The organism is Halomonas jincaotanensis, assembly GCF_018448785.1.
Classification (GTDB): Bacteria; Pseudomonadota; Gammaproteobacteria; order Pseudomonadales; family Halomonadaceae; genus Halomonas; species Halomonas jincaotanensis.
In genome coordinates, this window is record NZ_JAHCLU010000008.1 from 36775 (window position 1) to 61099 (window position 24325).

General features: G+C 64.4%; 23 protein-coding genes. 15 read left to right on the plus strand and 8 right to left on the minus strand.

Annotated elements, in window-relative coordinates:
• Positions 1 to 13 precede the first annotated feature (13 nt).
• The 3 genes from KG088_RS08870 to KG088_RS08880 all read right to left on the minus strand — a co-directional run bounded on the left by KG088_RS08870 (position 14) and on the right by KG088_RS08880 (position 2911).
• Positions 14 to 571, minus strand: a complete 558-nt coding sequence (locus KG088_RS08870; protein WP_213825161.1) for an L-threonylcarbamoyladenylate synthase — start codon at positions 569 to 571, stop codon at positions 14 to 16.
• A 135-nt stretch (positions 572 to 706) separates the two neighbouring features.
• Complete coding sequence (dprA, locus tag KG088_RS08875) at positions 707 to 1825, minus strand: DNA-processing protein DprA (RefSeq protein ID WP_213825162.1); 1119 nt, start codon at positions 1823 to 1825, stop codon at positions 707 to 709.
• Between the two features lie 54 nt (positions 1826 to 1879).
• Entirely contained in the window at positions 1880 to 2911 is a 1032-nt protein-coding gene (locus KG088_RS08880; protein WP_455026610.1) for a LysM peptidoglycan-binding domain-containing protein, read from the minus strand.
• A 349-nt stretch (positions 2912 to 3260) separates the two neighbouring features.
• Here KG088_RS08880 and def point away from each other — a divergent pair, with 349 nt between their 5' ends.
• The 7 genes from def to KG088_RS08915 all read left to right on the plus strand — a co-directional run bounded on the left by def (position 3261) and on the right by KG088_RS08915 (position 10806).
• Complete coding sequence (gene def, locus KG088_RS08885; protein ID WP_213825163.1) at positions 3261 to 3773, plus strand: peptide deformylase; 513 nt, start codon at positions 3261 to 3263, stop codon at positions 3771 to 3773.
• A gap of 114 nt (positions 3774 to 3887) precedes the next feature.
• A complete protein-coding gene (fmt, locus tag KG088_RS08890; protein WP_213825164.1) occupies positions 3888 to 4877 on the plus strand; it encodes a methionyl-tRNA formyltransferase in 990 nt (329 codons plus the stop codon).
• Positions 4874 to 6253, plus strand: coding sequence for a 16S rRNA (cytosine(967)-C(5))-methyltransferase RsmB (gene rsmB, locus KG088_RS08895; RefSeq protein ID WP_213825165.1), 1380 nt, complete (start codon positions 4874 to 4876; stop codon positions 6251 to 6253). The genes fmt and rsmB overlap by 4 nt, the downstream gene beginning before the upstream one ends.
• A gap of 40 nt (positions 6254 to 6293) precedes the next feature.
• Entirely contained in the window at positions 6294 to 6500 is a 207-nt protein-coding gene (locus KG088_RS08900; protein WP_213825166.1) for a dodecin, read from the plus strand.
• A 111-nt stretch (positions 6501 to 6611) separates the two neighbouring features.
• A complete protein-coding gene (gene trkA, locus KG088_RS08905) occupies positions 6612 to 7985 on the plus strand; it encodes a Trk system potassium transporter TrkA (protein ID WP_213825167.1) in 1374 nt (457 codons plus the stop codon).
• A 57-nt stretch (positions 7986 to 8042) separates the two neighbouring features.
• On the plus strand, positions 8043 to 9491 hold the full coding sequence (locus KG088_RS08910; RefSeq protein WP_213825168.1) for a TrkH family potassium uptake protein: 1449 nt from the start codon (positions 8043 to 8045) through the stop codon (positions 9489 to 9491).
• A 79-nt stretch (positions 9492 to 9570) separates the two neighbouring features.
• Positions 9571 to 10806: a TraB/GumN family protein gene (locus tag KG088_RS08915; protein ID WP_213825169.1), complete on the plus strand. Its 1236-nt coding sequence runs from the start codon at positions 9571 to 9573 to the stop codon at positions 10804 to 10806.
• Between the two features lie 14 nt (positions 10807 to 10820).
• Here KG088_RS08915 and KG088_RS08920 read toward each other — a convergent pair whose 3' ends face one another.
• From KG088_RS08920 to KG088_RS08930, 3 genes are all read right to left on the minus strand, one after another.
• On the minus strand, positions 10821 to 12785 hold the full coding sequence (locus KG088_RS08920; RefSeq protein ID WP_213825170.1) for a hypothetical protein: 1965 nt from the start codon (positions 12783 to 12785) through the stop codon (positions 10821 to 10823).
• Positions 12786 to 13006: 221 nt separating this feature from the next.
• A complete protein-coding gene (locus tag KG088_RS08925; RefSeq protein WP_213825171.1) occupies positions 13007 to 13759 on the minus strand; it encodes a tRNA-uridine aminocarboxypropyltransferase in 753 nt (250 codons plus the stop codon).
• Positions 13760 to 13805: 46 nt separating this feature from the next.
• Entirely contained in the window at positions 13806 to 14540 is a 735-nt protein-coding gene (locus KG088_RS08930; RefSeq protein ID WP_213825172.1) for an SIR2 family NAD-dependent protein deacylase, read from the minus strand.
• A gap of 235 nt (positions 14541 to 14775) precedes the next feature.
• Here KG088_RS08930 and KG088_RS08935 point away from each other — a divergent pair, with 235 nt between their 5' ends.
• Both KG088_RS08935 and vapC read left to right on the plus strand, forming a co-directional pair.
• On the plus strand, positions 14776 to 14970 hold the full coding sequence (locus KG088_RS08935) for a type II toxin-antitoxin system VapB family antitoxin (protein WP_213825173.1): 195 nt from the start codon (positions 14776 to 14778) through the stop codon (positions 14968 to 14970).
• A complete protein-coding gene (gene vapC, locus KG088_RS08940; RefSeq protein WP_213825174.1) occupies positions 14967 to 15368 on the plus strand; it encodes a type II toxin-antitoxin system VapC family toxin in 402 nt (133 codons plus the stop codon). Before KG088_RS08935 ends, vapC begins: the two co-directional genes overlap by 4 nt.
• Before the next feature lie 212 nt (positions 15369 to 15580).
• On the opposite strand, the gene KG088_RS08945 is transcribed toward vapC, so the two are convergent.
• The gene (locus tag KG088_RS08945; protein WP_213825175.1) at positions 15581 to 16000 is read right to left on the minus strand and encodes a SpoIIAA family protein; all 420 of its coding nucleotides are present in this window, start codon (positions 15998 to 16000) and stop codon (positions 15581 to 15583) included.
• 165 nt (positions 16001 to 16165) lie between these two features.
• On the opposite strand from KG088_RS08945, the gene KG088_RS08950 reads away from it, so the two are divergent.
• Positions 16166 to 17509, plus strand: coding sequence for a glycosyltransferase (locus tag KG088_RS08950; protein ID WP_213825176.1), 1344 nt, complete (start codon positions 16166 to 16168; stop codon positions 17507 to 17509).
• 15 nt (positions 17510 to 17524) lie between these two features.
• Here KG088_RS08950 and aceK read toward each other — a convergent pair whose 3' ends face one another.
• Positions 17525 to 19270 (minus strand): bifunctional isocitrate dehydrogenase kinase/phosphatase, encoded by a 1746-nt coding sequence (aceK, locus tag KG088_RS08955; protein ID WP_213825177.1) that lies wholly within the window; start codon positions 19268 to 19270, stop codon positions 17525 to 17527.
• A gap of 216 nt (positions 19271 to 19486) precedes the next feature.
• Here aceK and phnD point away from each other — a divergent pair, with 216 nt between their 5' ends.
• The 5 genes from phnD to KG088_RS08980 all read left to right on the plus strand — a co-directional run bounded on the left by phnD (position 19487) and on the right by KG088_RS08980 (position 24313).
• Positions 19487 to 20461 carry a phosphate/phosphite/phosphonate ABC transporter substrate-binding protein gene (phnD, locus tag KG088_RS08960; RefSeq protein WP_213825178.1) on the plus strand — a complete coding sequence of 325 codons (975 nt, stop codon included), beginning with the start codon at positions 19487 to 19489 and terminating at the stop codon, positions 20459 to 20461.
• Positions 20462 to 20530: 69 nt separating this feature from the next.
• Positions 20531 to 21367, plus strand: coding sequence for a phosphonate ABC transporter ATP-binding protein (phnC, locus tag KG088_RS08965; protein ID WP_319941411.1), 837 nt, complete (start codon positions 20531 to 20533; stop codon positions 21365 to 21367).
• A complete protein-coding gene (phnE, locus tag KG088_RS08970) occupies positions 21364 to 22167 on the plus strand; it encodes a phosphonate ABC transporter, permease protein PhnE (protein ID WP_213825180.1) in 804 nt (267 codons plus the stop codon). The genes phnC and phnE (KG088_RS08970) overlap by 4 nt, the downstream gene beginning before the upstream one ends.
• Complete coding sequence (gene phnE / locus KG088_RS08975; protein WP_213825181.1) at positions 22164 to 23033, plus strand: phosphonate ABC transporter, permease protein PhnE; 870 nt, start codon at positions 22164 to 22166, stop codon at positions 23031 to 23033. Before phnE (KG088_RS08970) ends, phnE (KG088_RS08975) begins: the two co-directional genes overlap by 4 nt.
• 122 nt (positions 23034 to 23155) lie before the next feature.
• Positions 23156 to 24313 carry a cation diffusion facilitator family transporter gene (locus KG088_RS08980; protein WP_213825182.1) on the plus strand — a complete coding sequence of 386 codons (1158 nt, stop codon included), beginning with the start codon at positions 23156 to 23158 and terminating at the stop codon, positions 24311 to 24313.
• The last annotated feature ends 12 nt before the right edge of the window (positions 24314 to 24325 follow it).

Genomic DNA, 24325 nt, shown 5'->3' on the forward strand with positions numbered 1-24325 from the left:
CTCCGGCAGTGGGTCAGGAACGCAGTACCCGGCCGGTCGCCAGGTCGCGAATGGTACTGGGACGCTCGAGGCCACCCAGGGAGCCGTCAAGCACGTTGTCGAGCTCATCGCCGAAGATTGCGCGAACTGCTTCGGCGGTCATGGCCGGGGGCTCGTCCGCGCGATTGGCCGAGGTGGAGACGAGCGGGCCACCGAAGGCCTGGCACAGCGCCACCACCAGCGGATGGTCGCTGACGCGCAGCGCCACGCGGTCGTGTGCACCACGCACCAGCGGGCGTGAGCGGCCATTGTCGGGGACCAGCCAGGTAGTGGGCCCCGGCCAGCTGGCCACCAGCGGCGCATGCTGCCCAAAGGGCAGCCCCTCGAGCCAGGGGGCGAACTGGTCGATGCTCGCCGCTACCAGAATCACGCCTTTGATCGGATCCCGCCGCTTGAGGCGCAGCAGGCGGATCAGAGCCAAATCGTCATCCGGGTCGCAACCCAGCCCCCAAACCGCCTCGGTGGGATAGGCGATCACGCCACCCCCACGCAGGGCGGCCACGGCGCTGTCGAGCTGGCGGGCCTCGGTCATGTCGCTCCTCACAGTGTCTGTGCTCCGATACGGTACCCGAGTACGCGTTGCTGTGTTTCGCATAGCCGTCTTGGGCATTTTTGGGCGGTCGCAGTCGTCGACTCGCTCGGAGCCGTAGCAGAGGGGCTTATGCTATCACGCTGACGGATGGTGAGGCAGGCGAACCCAACCACCCGCTGCCTGGGTCGCCTGCCCCTCCAGCTCGAGTTCCAATAGCCCTCGCTGGCACTCGGCGATCCCAAGCCCCGAGAGGCCAACCAGGGTATCCACCGGAGTCGGCGAACTGCTCAACCAGCGCAACAACGGACCCGACGGAGCACCGGCTTCGTCCTCGGCTCGAGTCACAGGAGGCGCAGTCGTTGAGGTGGCGTGGGGTGCCGGCTGCGCCCAGTGGCCAAGCTCGGCGAGCATGTCGTCGACATCGCGCACCAGCACGGCCCCGTCGCGGATCAACTGCAGACATCCACGACTCTGCGGATTGTGCAACGAACCGGGCAGCGCGAAGAGTTCGCGATTCTGTTCGCCGGCCAGCCGTGCACTGATCAGCGAGCCGCTCTTTTCTGCCGCCTCGACGACCAGCACGCCAAGCGAGAGGCCGGTGACGATGCGATTGCGACGCGGAAAGAAACCGGCGCGGGCGCGCGTACCCGGGGGATGCTCGGAAAGCAGCAGGCCGCCCGGTGCCTGCAGGCGCTCGTGAAGCCGATGATGGCGCGGCGGATAAACCACATCGACCCCGCAGCCCAACACCGCCACGCTGCTTCCACCTGCCTCGAGAGCGGCCTGCTGGGCCGCACCATCGATACCCAACGCCATACCACTGACCACGCGCCAGCCGCGCCGCGCCAGTTCGCTGGCGAAGGCCACGGCATTGCTCTGGCCTTCCCGGGTCGGCTGTCGCGAGCCGACCATCGCCAAGCGGGGCGGCTCGAGGGCGGCGAGGTCACCCATCGCCCAAAGCACCGGTGGTGGGTCGGGAATCTCGTCAAGCAGCGCCGGCCAGTCGGGATGACCTCGATACAGCAGCTCGCGCGCCGGCGCGGCCTCGAGCCAGGCCATGTCGGCATCGAGGCGCGCCGACAGAGGACTCTTGGCGGGATGGTCGAGCCATAGTCGTAGGGCGCTCGCCGCCTCGCCGGGCAGGGCTGCGAGCCAACCGTGTGGCCAGTCGGGGGTGCTTTCGGCCAGCAGCGATAGCTGCCGGCTACCCACCCCGGGTAGCCGCGCCAACGCCAGCCATTCACGAGCCTGCATCGCGCCTCCCTCTCTCGTCTGCGCTATTCGCATCGCTTCCCTTAAGTACCAATGTCAGCGCAGGGCGGCACCCAGAACGCGGCGGGGATTTTGCACCCGATCGCCCACGGCCAAGGTGCGGGAGGCTTCCATCACCAAGCCATAACTCATCTTGTCGTAGGGACGGAAGATCATCACCAGACCGGCATCCTCGCCGGGCAAATTCAGCATCTCGCCGGTACGGGGGTCCTCGACCAGCTCACCGCGCTGCTCGACCATCAGCACATGCCCGCTTTCCAGGCCATCGCGCCGACCGCGATCAATCGCCACCACTTGCAGCCGGCCAATGAAGCGCACGCCGCCAGGCACCGCCAGGATGGTGCCGTCGACGTCCCGTTCGGGGGGCCGGGGGTAGAACTGGCTCGTCAGCCCACGATCTTCCAGCGGCAGGACGATATCGTTGTTGCGCACCTCCTGGTTCGCCGTCGTGACCTCGAGCACCACGATGTCATCCTCGTTGCGTTCGCGACGCGCCTGGCCAATGCTTTCCAGCTCCAGGCCCAGAGTTTCACCGCTGGCACTATCGAAATAGCGCTCACCGATGCGATAAAGGCCGACACGGCCGGCTCGTTCGACGCTGCCCCGGGCGTAAAGCCGGTCGCCCGCCCCGCTGATCAGCCGACGATCGTCGCCACCGACCACGTAGGCCAGTTCGTCGAGCGCGTCGGGATTCTCGATCACACGATGCTCGCGCAGGAACTGACCGATCGCCTCCATGGGGATCGGTTCGACGGCTTCGCGATGCGGCGTGGTGCGCATGGTCGGCGAGAGCGTCACCTGGCCCTGACCACGCTCCAGGCCCAGACAGGGGCGCCCGTTGCAGTCATATAGATAGACCACATCGCCGGGATAGATCAGGTGCGGATTCTCGATCTGCGGATTGACCTGCCACACCTCGGGCCACTGCCAGGGACGGCGCAGGAAGCGCCCCGAGATGTCCCAGAGGGTATCGCCTTGGCTGACGGTGTAGCGGTCGGGAGCATCGCTGCGCAGGCCATCGTCCCAACTCAGCGCCTGAGCACGGGCGCTGCCCGAGTCGGACATCATCGCCCCGGGCATCACCGCCGGCACCAGGCTCAACGCCACGATCAGGCCCAGCCCCGCCGCCGAACAGCCCCACCGCCGGCGCCCTGCCTTGCCATTTGTCCTCTGCTTCATCCCGTCTTCCCCTGCGTTGATCGCCTCGCGCACCGCCATGGAACCGCGGTGACGTGATATAATCCAAGCATTATTGATGACATCGACGCTCGCCTGCATTGCCCGGTCACGTCTTATCATGACCGTCATGTTTCTGCCCATGCACCGGTAGGACGTCTTGGTGGCATGCCTTACTGAACAGTGTGACGCTAAAACAGCCCCAACTTGTAAACGACAGCATAACGGTGATTTCAACGCCATGGCCAAATTACCCATCCTCGAATTTCCCGATGAGCGGCTGCGCACCAGAGCAGCACCGGTCGAGGCGGTCGACGACGAGGTGCGACGGCTAGTCGACGACATGCTCGAGACCATGTACGACGCTAGCGGTATCGGTCTTGCCGCCACCCAGGTCGACGTGCATCGCCGCGTCATCGTCATGGACGTCAGCGACGACCGTTCAAGCCCGCGAGTCCTGATCAACCCCGAAGTCACGACGCTCGGTGACGAGCGCGAGCCGCTGCAGGAAGGCTGTCTGTCGATCCCCGAGTACTACGCCGAGGTGCCTCGTGCCTTGCGCGTTCATCTCAAGGCCCTGGACCGTGATGGCACGCCCTACGAACTCGAGGCAGATGGCTTGCTGGCGCATTGCATCCAGCATGAGCACGACCATCTCGAGGGCATCCTCTTCGTCGACTACCTCTCGCCGCTCAAGCGCGATCGGGTGGCGAAGAAAATGCTCAAGCGCCACAAGCAGTCGCAGTCGGCCTGACGGCCTGACCCTCATGCGATGACGAAGACCGATGCTCGAGCGTCGGTCTTCGTCGTTTGTGGCCGCCTCCGCTATCATGAACCCTGTCTCTCACCGGCAAGGCCATCCGAGATCATGTCCCAACCCCTTAGCGTCATCTTCGCCGGCACCCCAGACTTCGCCGCCGAAAGCCTGGCGGACCTGCTGGCCAGCCAGCACCGTGTCGTCGCCGTCTATACGCAGCCGGACCGGCCCGCTGGTCGCGGTCGCAAGCTCACCCCGAGCCCGGTCAAGCGGCTGGCGCTCGCCCACCAGCTCCCGGTACATCAACCCGAGACCTTGAAAGCCCCCGAGATTCAGCGCGAGCTGGCCGCCCATGCGGCGGACGTGATGGTCGTGGTGGCCTACGGCCTGATCCTGCCCCGCACTGTGCTGACGATCCCCAGGCTGGGCTGTCTCAACGTGCATGCCTCGCTGCTGCCGCGCTGGCGCGGCGCCGCCCCCATCCAGCGCGCCATCGAGGCCGGTGACGATGAGAGCGGCGTGACCCTCATGCAGATGGACGAGGGACTGGATACCGGCGATATGCTGCTGGTGCGTCGCACGCCGATCACCGCCACTACCACCGGCGGCGAGCTTCATGACCGCCTTGCCAGCCTCGGTGGCGCAGCCCTCACCGAAGCGCTGGACGCCCTGGCCGCGGGCGAACTGTCCGCCACACCCCAGCCCGAATCAGGCGTCACCTACGCCGCCAAGCTCTCCAAGGCCGAGGCGGAGCTCGACTTCGGCCGCCCCGCCGCCGAACTCGCCAACCGGGTGCGCGCCTTCAATCCCTGGCCCGTGGCCTGGTGCGCCCTCAGGGAAGAACGCCTGCGCTTGTTGATGGCCGAAGCCGCGCCTCTTGCCGAGGGCGAATCCCCGGCGGCGTCCGGCACCCTGTTTTCTCCCGATGCCGACGCATTGCGCATCGCCGCAGGCCCCAAGGGCGACCAGGTGTTGCGCGTCACGCGGGCCCAGCTGCCGGGCGGCAAGCCGCTGCCGGTCCGCGAGTTGCTGCATTCCCGCGCCGAGCGCCTGCCACCCGGCCTGCGCCTCGGCCGTTATGACGAGGAGACGCCGGCATGAGCAACGATCGACCCGGCAACCGCCGACCGCCTTCTCGCGGCCTGCACAACGATACCGGGGTGGTCGTGCGCGCCGCGGCCGCCAGCGCCCTGGTGCCAGTCATCACCGGCAAGGGCTCGCTGAACGATCTTGACGACCATCAGGTCGTCGCCCGCGACCGTGCCCTGTTCAAGGCGCTTTGCTACGGCTGTTGTCGCACCCTGCCGCGGTTGGAGGCGCTGGCCAGCCAGCTGCTGGTCAAGCCCTTCAAGGCCCGCGACGCCGACATCCAGGCACTGCTGCTGCTCGGCATCTTCCAGCAGCTCTACCTGCGGGTTCCGGCGCATGCCGCCGTGGGCGAGACCGCCGGCGCCGCGCGCCTGCTCGGCAAGGAGTGGGCGACGCGGGTCCTCAATGGTTGTCTGCGCCGGCTACAACGCGAGTCCGCCGCCCTGCAGGCCGAGGTCGACCGCGACCCGGCGGTGGCGCTGCTGCACCCGCGCTGGCTGCTCAAGGCCCTGCGCCAGGCCTGGCCCGATGACTGGCGTGACATCGCCATGGCCAACAACGACCCCGGCCCCATGACCCTGCGCGTCAACCGCCGCCACGGCGACCGCGAGGCCTATCTGGAACAGCTGGCAGGCGCCGGACTCCCGGCTCGTCTTTGCTCCCATGCCCCCGACGGCGTGACCCTCGAGACGCCCTGCGACGTTCACCAATTGCCGGGCTTCGAGGAAGGGCTTGTCAGCGTACAGGACGAGGCGGCCCAGCTTACCGGCGTGCTGCTCGGGCCGGCGCTGGCGCCACGCCCGGGAGCGCGGGTGCTGGATGCCTGCTGCGCGCCCGGCGGCAAGACCGCCCAACTGCTCGAGGTCTACGATATCGATCTCTGCGCGGTGGACAGCGATGCCGCGCGCCTATCGCGGGTCGAGGACGCCCTGGCGCGGCTGGGACTGGCCGCCACACTGCTGCATGGCGACGCGACCCAGCGTGATTGGTGGGACGGCTCCCCCTTCGATGCCATCCTGCTCGACGCACCCTGCTCCGGCAGCGGCGTGATTCGCCGCCATCCCGACATCAAGCGACTGCGTCGACCCTCCGATATCGTCAAACTGGCCCAGCTCCAGGAACACCTACTCGACAACCTCTGGTCGCTGCTGCGGCCCGGTGGGACGCTGCTTTATGCAACCTGTTCGGTGCTGCCCGAAGAGAATGCCGAGCAGATCGCGGCCTTTCTCGAACGCACGCCCAACGCCCGCGCCACCACGCCCGATGACGTCGCCTGGGGGCGCCCTGCCGGCCCCGGCCGACAGCTGCTGCCGGCCCCCGGCAGTCACGATGGCTTCTTCTATGCCAGACTGGTCAAGCAGGCCGGCCGAAACCGCCGACCGGCTTGATGACAACACACAGTGAAAGCGATAGCGAAAGGAGATAGCCATGAGCCAGCACGTCTACAAACACATCGAACTCACCGGGTCCTCCGAAAAAGGCATCGAGGACGCCGTCAACAACGCCATTACCAAGGCCTCGGACAGCCTGCACAACATGCGCTGGCTCGAGGTCACCGATACGCGTGGCCACATCGAGAATGGCCGCGTATCCCACTGGCAGGTGTCCGTCAAGGTCGGCTTCACGCTGGACTGACCGGCGGCTGACACGCTTGCCCCTGTTCCCGGAGCGACGCCTGGTTTAAGCTGCTCTTTCTGTTGCGGCGCACAAGAGGCGTCCCCGGGAACGGAAGCGGACACAACAATCATGAAAATCATCATTCTCGGCGCCGGCCAGGTGGGAGGCACCCTGGCCGAGCACCTGGCCCGCGAGGAGAACGACATCACCGTGGTCGACACCGACGGCGATCGGCTGCGTGAGCTGCACACCCGGCTCGACATCCGCACCGTGGTTGGGGCGGGCTCTTACCCGATGGTATTGCGTCAGGCCGGCTGCGAGGACGCCGACATGCTGATCGCGGTGACCAGCCGCGACGAAGTCAACATGATCGCCTGCCAGGTCGCCCATACGCTGTTTCGCACGCCGACCAAGATCGCCCGGGTGCGCGCCACCGCCTACCTGACCCGCAAGGGGCTATTTGCCCACGAGGCGGTGCCCATCGACGTGCTGATCAGCCCCGAGCAGGTGGTCACCGACCACATCCGCCGCCTGATCGAGCACCCCGGCGCCCTGCAGGTGCTGGAATTCGCTGGAGGCCTCGTGCAATTGGTGGCGGTCAAGGCCATCTACGGCGGTCCGCTGGTCGGCCAGGACCTGGCCTTCCTGCGCCGCCACATGCCCAGCGTCGATACTCGCGTGGCGGCCATCTACCGCCGCAACCGCCCGATCATTCCCCGTGGCGACACCGTTATAGAGGCCGACGACGAGGTGTTCTTCATCGCCGCGCGCCGCGACATCCGTGCGGTGATGAGCGAGCTGCGCCGCCTCGACCGTGACTTTCGCAGCGTGGTCATCGCCGGGGGCGGCAACATCGGCGAGCGCCTCGCCGAACACCTCGAGCACAGCCACCAGGTCAAGATCATCGAACATAGCCTCGAGCGCTGCACGCAGCTTTCCGAACGCCTCGACCGCACCGTGGTGCTGCATGGCAGTGCCACCAGCAAGCGGCTGCTCGAGGAAGAGAACATCGAGGACTGCGACATCTTCTGTGCGCTGACCAACGACGACGAGGTCAACATCATGTCGTCGATGCTCGCCAAGCGCATGGGTGCCAAGAAGGTACTGACGCTGATCAACAACGCCGCCTATGTCGACCTGGTCCAGGGTGGCGAGATCGATATTGCCATCTCGCCGCAGCAGGCCACCATCGGCAGCCTGCTGACCCACGTGCGCCGCGGCGACATCGTCAACGTGCACTCGCTGCGGCGCGGCGCCGCCGAGGCCATCGAGGCCATCGCCCATGGCGACGTCCAGTCCTCGAAGGTCGTCGGCCGCCCGATCGGCGAGATCGACCTGCCCAAGGGCACCACCATCGGGGCGGTGGTGCGCGGCAAGAACGTGCTGATCGCCCACGACGACGTCGTGGTCGAATCCGGCGATCATGTCATTCTGTTCGTGATCGACAAGCGCCGCATCCGCGACGTGGAACGCCTCTTCCAGGTCGGACTGACATTCTTCTAATGCAGCCAAGGCATTTGCTGCCGCCGTCACGGTGTTTTCGATGAGGAGAGCCGCGCAATGAGCCTGCGCATGATCCTGCGCATCCTGGGCCTGCTGCTGATGCTGTTCAGCCTGACCATGATGCCGCCGATCCTGATCTCGCTGCTTTACGCCGACGGCCTTTGGGATGCCTTCGCCACCGCCATCGCCATTACCGTGGTGACGGGTGCGCTGATGTTCCTGCCCAATCGCAACGCCCGGCGCGAGCTGCGCACCCGCGACGGCTTTTTGATTGCCGTGCTGTTCTGGAGCGTACTGGCTCTGTTCGGCTCGCTGCCGTTGATGCTGACCGGCACCGATGCGCTGTCAATTACCGATGCGGTGTTCGAGTCCTTCTCGGGGCTCACCACCACCGGGGCCACGGTGATCACCGGCATCGAGTTCCTGCCCAAGTCGATTCTCTACTACCGCCAGCAGCTGCAGTGGCTGGGGGGGATGGGGATCGTGGTGCTGGCGGTGGCGATCCTGCCGACTCTGGGCGTCGGCGGCATGGCGCTATATCGCACCGAAATACCGGGGCCGCTGAAGGATTCCAAGCTGACCCCGCGCATCACCGAAACGGCCAAGGCGCTGTGGTACATCTATGCGAGCCTGACGATTACCTGCTTTCTCGCCTACCTCGCCGCCGGCATGGACTGGTTCGATGCGCTGGGCCACAGCTTTTCCACCGTCGCCATCGGCGGCTTCTCCACGTATGACGCCAGCATCGGCTACTTCGACAGCGCCGCCATCGAGCTGATCTGTACGGGCTTTCTGATCATCTCGGCGATGAGCTTCAGCCTGCACTTCGTGGCCTGGCGCCAGCGCAGCGTGGCGCACTATTTCCAGGACCCCGAGGCACGCTTCTTGCTGCTGTTCCTGAGTGGACTGACGGTGATCACCGTGATCTCGCTGTGGCTCTCGGGTCAGTACGGCACCGAGATGGGGCTGCGCCACGGCTTCTTCGAGGTGGTCTCGATCGCCACGACGGCGGGATTCGCCGTCGCCGACTTCTCGGCCTGGCCCGGCGCCCTGCCCTTCCTGTTGTTCGTTGCCGCCTTCGTCGGCGGCTGTTCGGGGTCGACCGGCGGCGGCATGAAGGTGATCCGCATCATCCTGATACTCAAGCAGGGCATGCGCGAAGTGATGCGCCTGATTCACCCCAACGCGGTGATCGCGGTCAAGGTCGGCAAGGTCAGCGTGCCTGACGGCATCGCCCAGGCGGTGTGGGGCTTCTTCTCGGCCTACGTGATGCTGTTTTTCCTGATGCTGGTGGGGGTGATGGCCACCGGTGTCGACCAGGTCACTGCCTGGTCCTCGGTGGCCTCGGCGCTCAATAACCTCGGCCCGGCGCTGGGCGATGCCTCCGCCAACTACGGCGACCTGCCGATGGCGGCCAAGTGGATCCTCGTGGTCGCCATGCTGCTCGGGCGCCTGGAAATCTTCACCGTCCTGGTACTCTTCACCCCCGCCTTCTGGCGTCGCTGACAAAGGGGTATCGAGAGTTTGGCGTGACCAAGCCCTTCATGGATAATCACCCTCTTCGACCATTGCACACCGAGCGTCCATGACCGACTCCCAGGAATCCGTGATCGCCGAACACCAGGATGGTAACACCAGCGGCCCACGCCGCATCGTTCAGGTCGGCGACACCCGCTACACCCTGCTGGGTACCGCCCATGTCTCCGCCGAGAGCGCGGCTGACGTGCGAGCGATGATCCGTTCAGGGGATTATGATGCCGTGGCGATCGAGCTTTGCGACTCGCGACGCCAGAGCCTCGCCAATCCGGACGCCATGGGCGAACAGGACCTCTTCCAGATCTTTCGTCAGGGCAAGGCCGGCTTGGTCGCCGCCAGCCTGGCGCTGGGCGCCTTCCAGCAGCGCCTCGCCGAGCAGTCCGGCATCGAGCCCGGCGCCGAGATGCGCGCCGCCCTGGAGGAATCGCGCCGCTCCAGGCTGCCGCTGGTGCTGATCGACCGCGATGTGGGCGTGACCCTCAAGCGCATCTACCACAACGTGCCCTGGTGGCAGCGGTTTGGGTTGTTCTCGGGCCTGCTCGGCAGCGTGCTGTCACGCCAGGAAGTGTCCGCCGCAGACATCGAGCGACTCAAGGAAGGCGACGTGCTGGAGTCTACCTTCAGTGAGTTCGCCGCCGAGTCGAAGAACCTCTATGTGCCGCTGATCGCCGAGCGCGACCGCTACATGGTGCTGCGCCTGGCCGAGGAATGCCCGCCGGATCGCTACCGCAACGTGCTGGTGGTAGTTGGCGCCGGTCACATGAAGGGCATGGCCGAGCAACTGGAGGCTGAGATTCCCGCCTCGCCGGTTGCCGAACGCGAGCAGTTGGAGGTCACCCCGCCGCCGTCGAAACTCTGGAAGGCACTGCCTTGGCTGATCACCGCGCTGGTACTGACCGGCTTCGCCATTGGCTTCTCGCGCAATACCGATCTGGGCTGGCAGCTCGTCATCGAGTGGTTCCTGATCAACGGCGTGCTCTCGGGGGCTGCCACCCTGGCGGCGCTAGCCCACCCGGTGACCGTGGTGGCGACCTTCTTCGCCGCCCCGCTCACCTCGCTCAACCCCACCATCGGTGCCGGGTTCGTCGCCGCAGGTGTCGAGCTCTACATGCGCAAGCCCAAGGTGCGTGACTTCTCGACACTGCGCCACGATGTCACCGAACTCAAGGGCTGGTGGCGCAACCGTGTCTCACGCACCCTGCTCGTGTTCATCCTGGCCACGCTAGGCTCGGCCGCCGGCACTTGGATTGCCGGCTTTCGCATCGTCGGGGCGCTTTTTGGCTGAAGGTCATGTTTAGTTCACAGCTCCTTGGCCCAGCTTTCGCGCCCTAGTGCCATGACGCGCTCCACCTCGTCCGCCGACACCACCTCGGTGTTGCCGAGTTCCAGCGGGTCGTAATGAAAGACATACAAGCGGGAGGTAAACTCGGCGATGGGCAGCGAGGCTTCGCCAGGGCGCTCGCCGTGGCCTTGGGTTTCGCAGGTAATGTTCTGCCCCCAGTCCTGACCGCTGTCGTTGTTGGGGTTGAAGAAATACACGCGCATCTCCGCATCCGGATCCAGCGCCACCCGCAGGATGGTAATGGCGTGCCGGCCGACGAAACGCGCGGCACTGTCGGTCACGGCGATACCTGCGGGCTGAGGGTGGATCAGCGGCAGATTGCCATTGTAGTAAGGGTGATAGCGCACGTAGAACTGCCGCACGAAGCCTTCGTAATCGTCGAGCTTGCCGGTGTGAATGTCGGCCACGACCCGAAAGCCGTAGCCCACCCACCAACCGTAGAACTCTGGATTGATCCAGCGATGCAAGTCGTCATCGCGCTCTCCGCAGAGCCGCCCCATCTCCATGTAGATGCGGTCGAGGTGAGGCACCAGAATCAGTGACACCGGGTCGACATCCAGCGGCGCCTCCTTGGCCAGGCCCGCTTCCAGACCCCGGGACGACACGTGTTGACCCTCGAAACGCGCCAGCACCTCATCGTCGCGCGCCGCCCAGGCCACCAGCTGCAACAGGTAATCGGCATCGTTGTAGGCCCACATGGACAGCCCGATCACCGACTGACAAGTTGGGTTGTTGCCCTGCCCGACGCCCAGTGGCTGACCCAACAGGCTCAGCACTCCCGCGAGCAGGAATACCCTTGGCGACCTGGCCTCGCCGAAGACGCGCCGCAAGGCAGTCGCGGGCTGCTCGGCCAACGGTAACTCGATCTGGCGCCACAGCGCCGCGGCGACCGGCGGTGTGAACAGAGCGCCGCGCTCGAGCAGCTGCGTCAGGCCGTAGACTGCCTGACTGGTCTCGGGAAATATCGCCTTGTCGATCAGCGCTTGCACCAGTTGCGGGTAGCACCGCAACACCTCATGGCCGGTACTGCTGAGCCCCAGGGCCGCCGGCAGCAGGTCGTCGCGTTGATGCAGGTGGCGCACCAACACCGGGTGGTAAGGCGATACCAGCCCGGTGTCATGCACGGCGCGCGCGAAGCCGCTCGCCTCCTCGCCCAGCGCGGCATCGTCCATGCCCGCCAGGCGTTGGGCATAGATATCAAGGCCCGGGTCCTCGCGACAGCCCGGGGTCGGGCCGAATACTGCACTCACCAGGCGCGCGGCGCTGTGCATGCCGGCGGTTTCGATGGCGGGATCGAAAAGGCACTTGGCGATCTGGCTGATCATCTGCTTGATACCGTCGGCCTGCAACGGGCGCTGGGCCAGCAGACGCCAGACCTCCTCGACCAGGCTTTCAAGGATGCTCTCGTAACCCAGACGCGCCAGCATGTACTGGTAAAGCATGTGGACGAGAGTACCCAGACACTCAGGTCGCTCACGGTCGGCCTCGCTCATCTGTTCCGACAACAGATCCAGGTTCAATGCCATCACCTGGGTCAGGAAGTTTCTCGCTTGCTCGGCCGAAATGCCCGGATGGAAATAGTCGCCCGACGCGACCGCCAGCAGGCGGATCTCGCTGAGCGCTTCAATAGCCGTATAACTCGGCTCGCCATGGCGAAGGGTGCGCTCGGCCAGAACGGGCTGGAGAATGGACGGCTGCCCCCAGTCGCTGTTGGCAAAGACCCCGGCAGACTCGACGGCGGGCACGCGGGCGTAAAGCGCCTCAAGCCCGCCAGGGACGATCATCAGGGCCTGCGCCGAGGACAGAACCTCGGTTTTTGGTGCCTTGGGATCGGCCAGGCGGGTCTGCACGAAGCGTTCGAGCGCGGTATCGAACTGCTCAAGCGCCGGTTGGAGCGCGTCATTGCGGTAGTCAGGGGTCATGAGGGCCAAGTTCCTTGCCTTGCGGTGATCTTGCCGAATCATTTCGGCAGCATAGTGGACGACGAGCCCATAGCCTGAGCCAGCGATGTCAGCCTTCAGGCCAAGGGGGCCACCGTGATAATTATCACAAGATAGCGACCTTCCGCACGCGTCGCACGGCGCCTTGTGCAGCGTCGACTGGATGACTCCTAAGGGTGGGCATTCTGGCAACGTCGCCTCAATCAGGCATCGACCTGGCGCGAGCGCAAGCGCCGCATTGCAGCTGTCGGCGTCTCGAGCTTCTCGAAGCCACGACTGGCGGCATAACTGTCGTTGAAGACGTCGAAGTAGTCGTCGAGCACCTCGCCCGCCACGACGTCGCCAGATTGCGTCAATAACTCGGCGGCGACCTCGGCGGTGCAAAGATGGGCCGCGGACGCCGGCTTACGCAGCCGGTAGCGGGTCAGCCGCTCGGTTGCCAGGGGCAGCACCGGCAGCGAGTCGAGGTAGGGGCTCTTGCGAAAAATGCGCCGGCACTGCCGCCAGGTGCCGTCGAGGATGATGAAGACCGGAATCCGCCCATGCGCCTTCTGCGCTGCCACCGTGTCCATCCCCACCACGCTGGCGGCGTAGTCCGGCTGGTCGTCAGGAAAGATCACGAATGGCGCGTAGCGGCTGTCGGCGAGCAGGGCCAGCAGGCGCTCGTCCGGCACCGTGCGATACCAGGTGAAGACCTCGGTATCGGGCAGCACGTCACGGATCAGCCGACCGGTGTTGGTGGGCTTGTGATGCTCCAACGGGTGCGTCAGCAACCAGACCCGCGCGGTGCTCTCTGCGCCGACCCGGTAGGGGCACAGGCAGTTGAGCGCCGGCAGGTTGCAGCCCGGACAACGCCGGACCAGACTGCCGCGCGCCTTGAACTCGCGGCGTGGCGGTCGGGGATGGCCGGTTGCGGGGTCGCGTTCGATAAGCTCGGAAGAGGCGTCGTCTTGCATGGCACGGCTCGAAGAAATGGCCGGGCATTCTAGCATATCCGCCGTCTCAGCCCAGTAGCGTCTCGGGCAGCCAGAGGCGACCCTCGCGCTGCCAGTGGCCGACTAGCGCCGGCACGCCCTGGCCCGCTGACTGGCTGAGTCGCGCCACGCCGGGAGGCGCCAGCATCTGAGCGTCGGGGTCGACCAGCACGCAGGGCGCGTCCAGCGGGGCATGGTCGAGCAGCAAGGCGGCCGGCATCACGGCAAGCGAGGTGCCGACCACTAGCAGCAAATCCGCCTCGGCGGCGATCTCGCAGGCCTCCACGAAGTGCGGCACGGCCTCCCCGAACCACACCACGTCGGGGCGCAGCTGACTGCCCTTGTCACACAGATCGCCGAGGGCGATGCCGCCACGGGGCAGCGGATAGTGCATGCGCGGATCGATTGAGGAGCGCGCCTTGAGGATCTCGCCGTGCAGGTGCAGCACCTGGCGCGAACCGGCCCGCTCGTGCAGATCATCGATGTTCTGGGTGACGATGCTCACCCGAAAGCCCTGCTGTTCCAGGCTGGCCAGCGCCTGATGGGCGGAATTGGGACGTGCTCGGCGTACCTGGTCACGCCGCTGATCGTAGAAACGCAGCACGCGCCCCGGGTCGCGTCGCCAGGCCTCAGGCGTGGCAACATCCTCGATAGCATGATCGGCCCACAGGCCATCGCTGGCCCGAAAGGTCTGGATGCCGCTCTCGGCGCTGATTCCCGCGCCGGTGAATACCACCAGATGCGGCGCTCGCTGCTTCGCCATTTACCACCTCCCGCCAACTACTCGCTTTCCCTGAAATTATCATTCTGGACCCCAGTGCGACCAGAGAGCACCGTCCGGCCCGGAAGTGGGTCGAAGAAGTCATCAAGAAAGGTGGGTAACGATGGCCAAACATCAGCCTTACTTGGCGAATCGGTCGCCGTGCGGCAGATTGTGATGATCTCGATGAAATGCTAATCTGTGTATAGATAACGCAAATCATACACACAGGTGTCACATGAGAACCAACATTGTCATTGACGACCAGTTGATGGCGGAGGCTCTGAAGGCTTCTGGCTATACCACCAAAAAAGAGGCCGTCGAGCAAGGCCTGAAACTCTTGGTGCGACAGAGCAAGCAGCAGGAAATTCGAAAGCTACGCGGTAAGATCAAGTGGGAAGGCGACCTGGATGAAATGCGGAGTGCTAGATGATACTGGTGGATACCAGCGTCTGGATCGACTATTTCAACGGACTCGTTAACCCACAGACTGATCTGCTGGATGCCTCGATAGTCGAGGGCTCAGTTGCTATCGGCGATCTAATATTTCTGGAAATCCTGCAAGGCATTCGCAACGACAAGGATTACCGCAAAACCAAACAAAGCCTGCTGACGCTGGATCAGTATGAAATGTTTGGCAAAGAAATGGCAGAAAAGTGCGCCGATAATTACCGATCACTTCGCAAAAAAGGCATTACGATCAGAAAAACCGCTGACGTCATCATCGCGACTTTCTGTATAGAGAGCCGGCTGCCCCTGCTTTTCCTTGATCGCGACTTCATTCCCTTCATTGATCACCTTGGGCTCGAACCTGCTCTGAGAGAAATATAATGCCTGCAGCATGCGCACCCTTGTAATGAAGCCGAAGGCGCAATCTTGCTCTACCGTCCCCGTTTTGTGACGGCAATATCCACACTCTAGCTCAATAAACTTTAGTTCGTTATCGGATAGAGAGCAGTTAACTTTGGCGGAAAAACGGTGTCGCCTGGGCGGTAAAACGCCAGCCGCGGCTGGCGTCCTGGTTGGCGGATGGCGCGGCAACGTCAGGCTCCGTGATAGCCATCCTCTTCGGGGCTCTCGTGATTCCCCTTGGGCAATTCCCCGGCCCAGGCCATGGCCGCAACGTGATCGCGCATGGGAAAGGTGCGGATCTCCACGGCCTTGAACAGTCGCTTTTCCAGGTGGGCGAGTTGCTTGACCCACTCCTGGTCGGTGACCACGGCGGCTCGGTGATAGTGTTCGAGATCGCCAAGCTGGGTCAGGCCGTAGCCGACATCCTTCATCAAGGCGGTCAGGGTCATAAAACGCAGGGTGTCGATCTCGACCACCAGGCTGACCTTGGGATGCGCCTGCTTGGCGGCCTCGATGGCATCGATGGCGCGCTGCAGCTCATGGGCGGTCACGACACCCCCCGCTTTCATCGCCACGACATGGTCAGCCGGATGGGAGATGAGGTCCAACATGGGCGTTCTCCTTGGGGTTATGGGAAAAGCAAAGCAGCGTCGGTCTCTTTCAGCATAGCGCGCCGTGACAACTACTGGTGCCCAAAGGACGCTGCTGGGAAAGTCACGAAAACGTCACCTAACCGCGCAAGCATAGGGCTGAATGCCACAAGAGAGTCACACAGCATGCCTCTGCGCGCGCGCGAACCGCTTAGCGAAGCGGAAGTTGAGCAGCTGATCCGGCTGGCTCGCGGCAATGCACTGACCCAGCATCGCCAAGCCGAGCGAGCGGCCCAACAGCCCGCGGCCACCACCGCCTTGCGGTCGAACACGCCGAGCTCAAGGACAGATTTTCAACCTCTGAGAATCCTGATGCTAGCGGATGTGTTCTTTCCACGCATCAACGGGGTCTCCACTTCCATCGCCAGCTTCCGTGGGGCGCTCGAACGTCAGGGCCACGCGGTCATCCTGATCTGCCCCAACTACCCGGTGGGCCAGATAGACGCGCCGGGCGTGCTGCGCATCCGTTCGCACGGATTGCCAGGTGACCCTGAAGATCGCATGATGCGCTACCGTGAGCTGATGGCTCTGACGCCGCAGCTCGCCGCAACAGCTTTCGACCTGATCCATGTGCACACGCCCTTCGTGGCCCACTACGCCGGCATCGCCCTGGGGCGCCGGCTGGGCATTCCAGTAGTGGCCACCTACCACACTCTCTTCGAGGAATACCTGCACCACTATGTGCGCTGGCTGCCGCGTCGCTGGCTGCGCTTCGCCGCCCGTCGCCTATCGGTGCGCCAATGCCAACAGGTTAGTGCCCTGGTAGCGCCCTCCCTGGCCATGCAAGAGGCGCTGGAGCGCTATGGCGTCACCACGCCCATGGCAGTCATTCCCACCGGCCTGGCACTGGAGACCTTTACCCATCCCCATGAGGCGAGCGATTTTCGCCACTGCTACAACCTGCCGCCGGAGGCCAGGCTGCTGCTCTTCGTGGGCCGTGCGGCCAACGAGAAGAACATTGGCTTTCTGATCGAGATGCTACCCCAGGTACTGGCCAAGCACCCTGCCACTCGGCTGATCATCACCGGCGAAGGCCCGGCCCAGGCGGCGCTGGCCCGACAGGCACGTCAGGCAGGGCTTGGCGAAGCAGTGATCTTTCTCGGCTATCTCGACCGCGATGGCCCCTTGCAGGCGGCCTACCGCGCCGCTGATGTGTTCGTGTTCGCGTCACGCACGGAGACACAGGGGTTGGTGCTGCTGGAAGCCCTTGCCCTCGGCACTCCGGTGGTCTCCACCGCAGTAATGGGCACCCGCGATATGCTGGAGGACGGCGCCGGCTGCCTGATCGCCGAAGAGCGCTACGACGACTTCGCCACCAAGGTAAACCGCGTACTCAGCGACCCGGTGCTGCAGACAGAGCTTGCCCGCCGCGGCCCCATCCATGCCGCTCGGTGGCACGAAGATGCCCTGGCGGCGGAACTGGCACGGGTGTATTGGCAGTGCGTTGGGGCGGCAGCAAGCGGAAGGTGACGCACCACAGCCTGACTAGTAGACCAAGGCGTTGCCTTCGGCGCCGGCGAAGCGCTGCTTGTTGCGATACGGGTAGACATCAATCACCCGACCGTCGCGGATCGCCTGCTGCAGGCTCTTCCAGTAGTCGGCATCGAAAAGCTCAGGATGCAGCTCGAAAAACAGCTTTCGCAACCGTACGTCGGCGAACAGGAAGGGGCCGAATTCCTCGGGAAAGACATCATTGGGTCCCACCGAGTACCACGGTTCGTCGGCGAGTTCCTGCTCGGGATACATGGGCTCGGGAATGTGGCGGAAGTTACACTCGGTCAGGTAGCTGACCTCATCGTAATCGTAGAAGATCACTCGGCCGTGGCGGGTCACGCCGAAGTTCTTGAGCAGCATGTCGCCGGGAAAGATATTGGCCGCCGCCATCTGCTTGATGGCGTTGCCGTAGTCCTTGAGCACCGCGCGGATCTCATCGGCGTCGCACTGCTCCACGTAGAGGTTCAGCGGCGTCATCATGCGTTCGGTGTAACAGTGCTCGATGATCACCTTGTCGCCCTTCAGATGCACCGTCGATGGCGCCACCTGAAGCAGGTGCTCCAGACAATCGGGGGCGAAATGGTCCTGGCGGGCGATAAAGTGCGAGAACTCCTGGGTATCGGCCATGCGTCCCACCCGATCGTGGCGCTTGACCAGTCGGTACTTCTCGCGCACGTTCTCGCGACTCATCTCCTTGGTAGGGTCGAAGCGATCCTTGATGATCTTGAACACGGTGCGATAGGACGGCAGCACGAAAACAGCCATCACCATACCCCTCACCCCGGGAGCGATGATGAACTGGTCTTCACGCTTGGCAACATGGTGATTCAGCGCGCGAAAGAACTCGGTCTTGCCATGCTTGAAGAAACCGATGGCGGCGTATAGCTCGCCTTCCGGCTTGTCGGGCATCAGCTCCTTTAGGTAGCGGACGAACTCGCGAGGCACCTGGACGTTCACCTGGAAATAGGCGCGGGTAAAGGAAAAGATGATCGACACCTCGTCGGGCTCGATGATCACGGTATCCAGATGCAGCCCCTTGCCGTCGTCGTGCAGTACCGGCAACACCAGCGGCACCTGCTCCCCGCCCCCCTTGATGCGACCCACCAGATAGGCGCCCTTGTTGCGGTAGAACACGCTCTTGAGCAGTTCGATCTCGGCATCCGGGGCGTCGAGGATGGCGCCCGGCAGATGATGGCGGAGAAACTCCCCGCCCTGGTGGGCGTCGTGCTCAAGATCGTCGTAGTCCGTCTCGAACGGCGCCTCCTTCAGGGCCCAGCGAATCGCCGCCTCCCAGTCGCTGTTGATCTTTACCCGACGGCAGCGCTCGATGCCCGAATGGTGGGCAGCGCCGTCCCGCGAGCTGTAGACGAACATCCAGTCATTGCGGATATGACGATGATGGAAGAGCGAGCAGAACATTGAATTGAAGTAGGTCTCGGCCAGCTCGTAGTCGAGACGCTGACTGATCAGCTCGGCATAGTGCTGCTTGGCCTCGCGCCAGCACTCGCAGTGGAGCAATACATCCTCGTCGAAGGATCGCCTCAGGCGTTCGCGAGTCTCGTCGACTTTCTCGCCATAGAGGTTGATCCGCTCCGCCGAGGCTTGCTGAGCCTCCCGCCAGGCGGCGTCACGGAAGCGCCGGCTGGCATCCGCGGTAATCTGCTTGAAACGTGAACGATACTCGTCGAAACCGTGCAGCACGGTGGCGGCGAGTCGATAGGCGGGCGAATGCTTCATGGGTTCACTCCTGGCAGCGTCGACGTCAAGCATCCCCGATATCGCAGCGCAGCGCGAGACGACCATGGTGGGGATAACTCCGGAGGCGATAACGGTTAAGTGTCATCGTCGGGTCACGGGATGGTCACGCGAACAACCTAGATATGTCATCAAGGACTTCCACGATGAGGACTGTCGTTCGCAAATCTTGATCATCATCCTTTCCAGGAGACTCTCATGTCGACCGTCCCGATGCCCCGCCCCCTGCTCTGCGCCGCCGTTGCCGCCGCGCTCTTCACCGCCGGCACGTCCGTCGTTCACGCCGAATTCTCCCTCGGCGAGGGCTATACCGATGACGACGGCGACATGGTCGCCGATATTCCCGAAGACGAGTCCCAGTGGCTCGACCCCGACACCCTGGTGTTCGCCTATACGCCGGTGGAAGACCCGGCCGTCTACGCCGATGTCTGGGCCGACTTTCTGGATCACATGGAGGAAGTCACCGACAAGAACGTACAGTTCTTCCCGGTGCAGTCCAACGCCGCCCAGATCGAGGCGATGCGCGCCGGTCGCCTGCACGTCGCCGGCTTCAATACCGGCTCCAACCCGCTGGCCGTCGCCTGCGCCGGCTTCCGACCCTTCGCCATGATGGCCGCCGAGGATGGTTCCTTCGGTTACGAGATGGAGATCATCACCTACCCCGGCTCGGGCATCGAGGAGGTCGAAGACATTCGTGGGCGCACCCTGACTCACACCTCGGAAACCTCCAACTCCGGCTTCAAGGCCCCCACCGCGCTGATGGCCTCCGAATTCGACATGGTGTCCGGTGAGGACTATGAGGTCGACTTCTCCGGCAAGCACGACAACTCGGTGCTCGGTGTGGCCAATCAGGACTACGAGGTCGCCACCGTCGCCAACTCGGTCAAGAACCGCATGATCGACCGCGACGTCGTCAGCGACGACCAACTCGAGGTCATCTACCAGTCCGACACCTTCCCCACCACCGGCTACGGCACTGTCTACAACCTCGCGCCGGAACTGCAGGAGGTCATTCAGGACGCCTTCTTCAGCTATGACTGGGAAGGCACGCAGCTGGCCGAAGAGTTCGGCCGCAACGGCGAGTCACAGTTCATCCCCATTACCTTCGAGGAGCAATGGGCGGTGATTCGTCAGATCGATGAGGCCAACGACGTGTCGTATAACTGCCAGTAACGCGTCCCTACCAGTCGACATGCGGGCGGCCCAACCGTCCGCATGTCGGCGTTTGCATCGGGGGCTCCCGTGTTAGAACTTCACCATCTTTCCAAGACCTATCGCTCCAAGACTGGCGCCACCGGCGACACGGCATTGAGCGATGTGTCATTTCGCGTGCCGCGCGGCGAGGTCGTGGGCCTGATCGGCCCCTCCGGGGCCGGCAAGTCGACGCTGATCCGCTGCATCAATCGCCTGGTTGAACCGACCCAAGGCGAGATTCGCCTGGGCGACACGAACCTGGTCGGCCTGGGCACCGGCGAACTGCGCCGCCAACGCCGTCGCATCGGCATGATCTTCCAGGAATACGCCCTGGTCGAACGGCTGACAGTCATGGAGAACGTGCTTTCCGGCCGGCTCGGTTACGTGCCCTTCTGGCGCAGCTTCACGCGGCGATTTCCCGGCCAGGACATTGAACGCGCCTATCGCCTGCTCGACCGCGTCGGCCTGCTCGACCAGGCCGACAAGCGCGCCGATGCCCTTTCGGGCGGCCAGCGCCAGCGGGTGGGCATCGCTCGCGCCCTGGCACAGGAACCGGAGCTGCTGCTGGTCGACGAACCCACCGCCAGCCTCGATCCCAAGACCAGCCGCCAGATCATGCGTCTGATCACCGAGATCTGCGCCGAGCACCTGCTACCGGCCATCGTCAACATTCACGACGTGCCCCTGGCGCAGCAGTTCACGAGCCGCATCATCGGGCTGCGCAGTGGCAAGGTGGTGTTCGATGGGTCACCGGCTTCGCTCAGCGACGCCGCACTCACCGAGATTTACGGCGCCGAGGACTGGACGGCCATGCAGCAGGAGCACGAACAGGACGAAGCCGCCGATGCCGACGCCCGGCTGCGTCTCGCGGGAGTCGTCAAATGACCACGGCCTACCCGCGCCGCTGGCGCCGCCCGCCGCAGATCGTCCCCGATCGCCGCTGGCGAATTGGCCTGCAGCTCTTGATTCTCGCCTACCTGGTGCTCGCGGTAGGCTCGGTTGAGGTCGACTGGACCCGCGTCGCCGAAGGGCTGGTGCGCGGCCAGCGTTTCGCCATGGGCTTTCTACAGCCCGACTTCACGAGCCGCTGGACAGACATTCGCCAGGGCCTGATCGAAAGCCTGACCATGACCCTGACCGCCACCGTGGTAGGCGTGCTGATCTCGGTGCCCATCGGCATCGGCGCGGCGCGCAACCTGGCGCCGCCGCCGGTCTATCTGGTCTGCCGTTCGATCGTCGCGGTGAGCCGCTCGCTGCAGGAGATCATCATCGCGATCTTTCTGGTGGCGATGTTCGGTTTCGGCCCTTTCGCCGGCTTTCTGACGCTCTCCTTCGCCTCGATCGGCTTCATTGCCAAGCTGCTCGCCGACGACATCGAGGAGATCGACGCCAGCCAGGCCGAGGCAATTCGCGCCACCGGCGCCAGTTGGTGGCAGCTGGTGCACTACGCCATCCAGCCTCAGGTGATGCCCCGGCTGATCGGGCTGTCGCTGTACCGCCTGGACATCAACTTCCGCGAGAGTTCGGTGATCGGCATCGTCGGCGCTGGCGGCATCGGTGCCACCCTCAATACCGCCATCGACCGCTACGAATACGACAGTGCGGGCGCGATCCTGCTGATCATCATCGCCATCGTCATGGTCGTCGAATACAGCTCCAGCTATCTGAGGAAGTTCCTGCAATGAGCGATGCCAATCCGTTCTACCGCGAGACGTCTCACCGCAAACCCGGCTCGCGACCCGGCGAGCCCAGGCACTACTCGCAGATATGGACCTTCCGCACCCCGCATACCCGGCTGGCGATGTGGGTCGGCTGGCTGGCGCTGGTGGCGCTGTTCGTCTATTGCTGGCAGGTCATGAACGCCAACACCATGTGGGTGTTTGTCAACGATACCCCGAGCCAGGCCGCCGACCTGGGCAGCCGCATGCTGCCGCCAAGCCTTGGCTACCTGCCGGAGCTGCTCCCACCATTGTGGGACACGCTCAACATCGCCACCCTGGGCACCCTTGGCGGGGTGATCATGGCGGTACCCGTGGCCTTCCTGGCGGCGCGCAACACCACGCCCTCGATCGCCTTCGTGCGGCCCATTGCCTTGTTCATCATCGTCACCTCGCGATCGATCAACTCGCTGATCTGGGCACTACTACTGGTGGCAATGATCGGCCCCGGCATCCTCGCCGGCATCGTCGCCATCGCCCTGCGCTCCATCGGCTTCGTCGGCAAGCTGCTCTATGAAGCCATCGAGGAGACCGACGCTCGCCAGATCGAGGCCGTTACCGCGACCGGCGCCGGCAGGGCCCAGGTACTCAACTACGGCATCGTGCCCCAGGTGATGCCGGCCTTCTGGGGCATCTCGGTCTTCCGCTGGGACATCAATATTCGCGAGAGCACGATCCTCGGGCTGGTAGGCGCCGGCGGTATCGGCCTCAAGCTCCAGGCGTCGATCAACACCCTGGCTTGGCCTCAGGTCAGCACGATCCTGATCGTGATACTCGCCACGGTGATCTTCAGCGAGTGGGTTTCCGCCCGCGTGCGCCACGCCATTCTCTGACTAGGCAAGCCTGCTTGTGAAGTGGCTGAAATCGGCGTTTTTCAAATCGGTACCTTTTTGGTACTCTTTGAAACGCGTGGCCATCCGCGCCCCGGACACCACCCCGTTCAGGAACGCCTTAGATGTCGACCCACCCAGAGCACCATCAGGCCACCCGCCGGGTCACTTACCTGTCCATCTGGGTCAACTGCCTGCTGGGCATCGCCAAGGTCATCACTGGAACGATTGTCGGCTCGGCCGCACTGGTCGCCGACGGCGTGCACTCCTTCTCCGACCTGGTCACCGACAGTTTCGTGCTGACCGCCGCTCATTACGGCCGCCAGGGACCCGACCAGGACCACCACTATGGCCATGGCCGCATCGAGACGCTGGCCACGCTGTTCCTGGGGAGTGTGCTGATCTTCGTCGCCGGCGGCATCGCCTGGTCGAGCCTCAACCGCCTGCTGGTGGGGGCCGATATCCCGCCACCGGGGCTCTGGGCGATGCTGCTCACCGCCTTCGCTCTCCTCGCCAAGGAGTGGCTCTATCATGTCACCCGCCGGATAGCGCGGCGTATCGACTCCAAGCTGCTCGAGGCCAACGCCTGGCACCACCGTAGCGACGTGCTTTCCACCGGCGTGGTGATGATCGCCTTGGTCGGCAGCCAGTTCGGCGTCGCCTGGCTCGACACCGCCGCGGCCATCCTGGTCGGCCTGCTGGTCGGCAAGGTCGGCTGGGAGCTGCTGTGGGATGCCGGCCGCGAGCTGGTCGACACTGCCCTGCCGGAGGCCGAGCAGCAGCGCATGCGCGAGGTGGCCTGCGAAACGCCTGGGGTGGAGGGCGTGCATGACCTGCGTACCCGCCAGTCCGCCGGCCGCACCATGCTCGACCTGCACGTGGTGGTTTCGCCGCGCATCAGCGTCTCGGAGGGGCACGAGATCGGCAATGAGGTGAGTCGACGCCTGCGCAATGCTTTCCCGGCGCTGACCGACCTGACCTTTCACGTCGACCCAGAAGACGATTCCGGTGAGGGCGACCCTAGCCGCTTCCCCGGGCTGCCACTGCGTCCGGACATCGAAAGCGAACTCGCCGATCGCTGGTCCGGGCACGAGGTCTGGCCCCAGATCCACGAGCTGGAACTTCACTATCTCGATGGTCGCGTGACCGTGGTGGCCTGCCTTGAGGAGTCCGCCGCGGTGGATAGCGAACAGGCCCGCCGAGAACTCGACGCCGCCGCACGCGACCTCACCTGGTACTCACATCTGGAATTTCGTCGCCTGCTCACCGCCAAGGCGTCATGATACCGCTCGCGC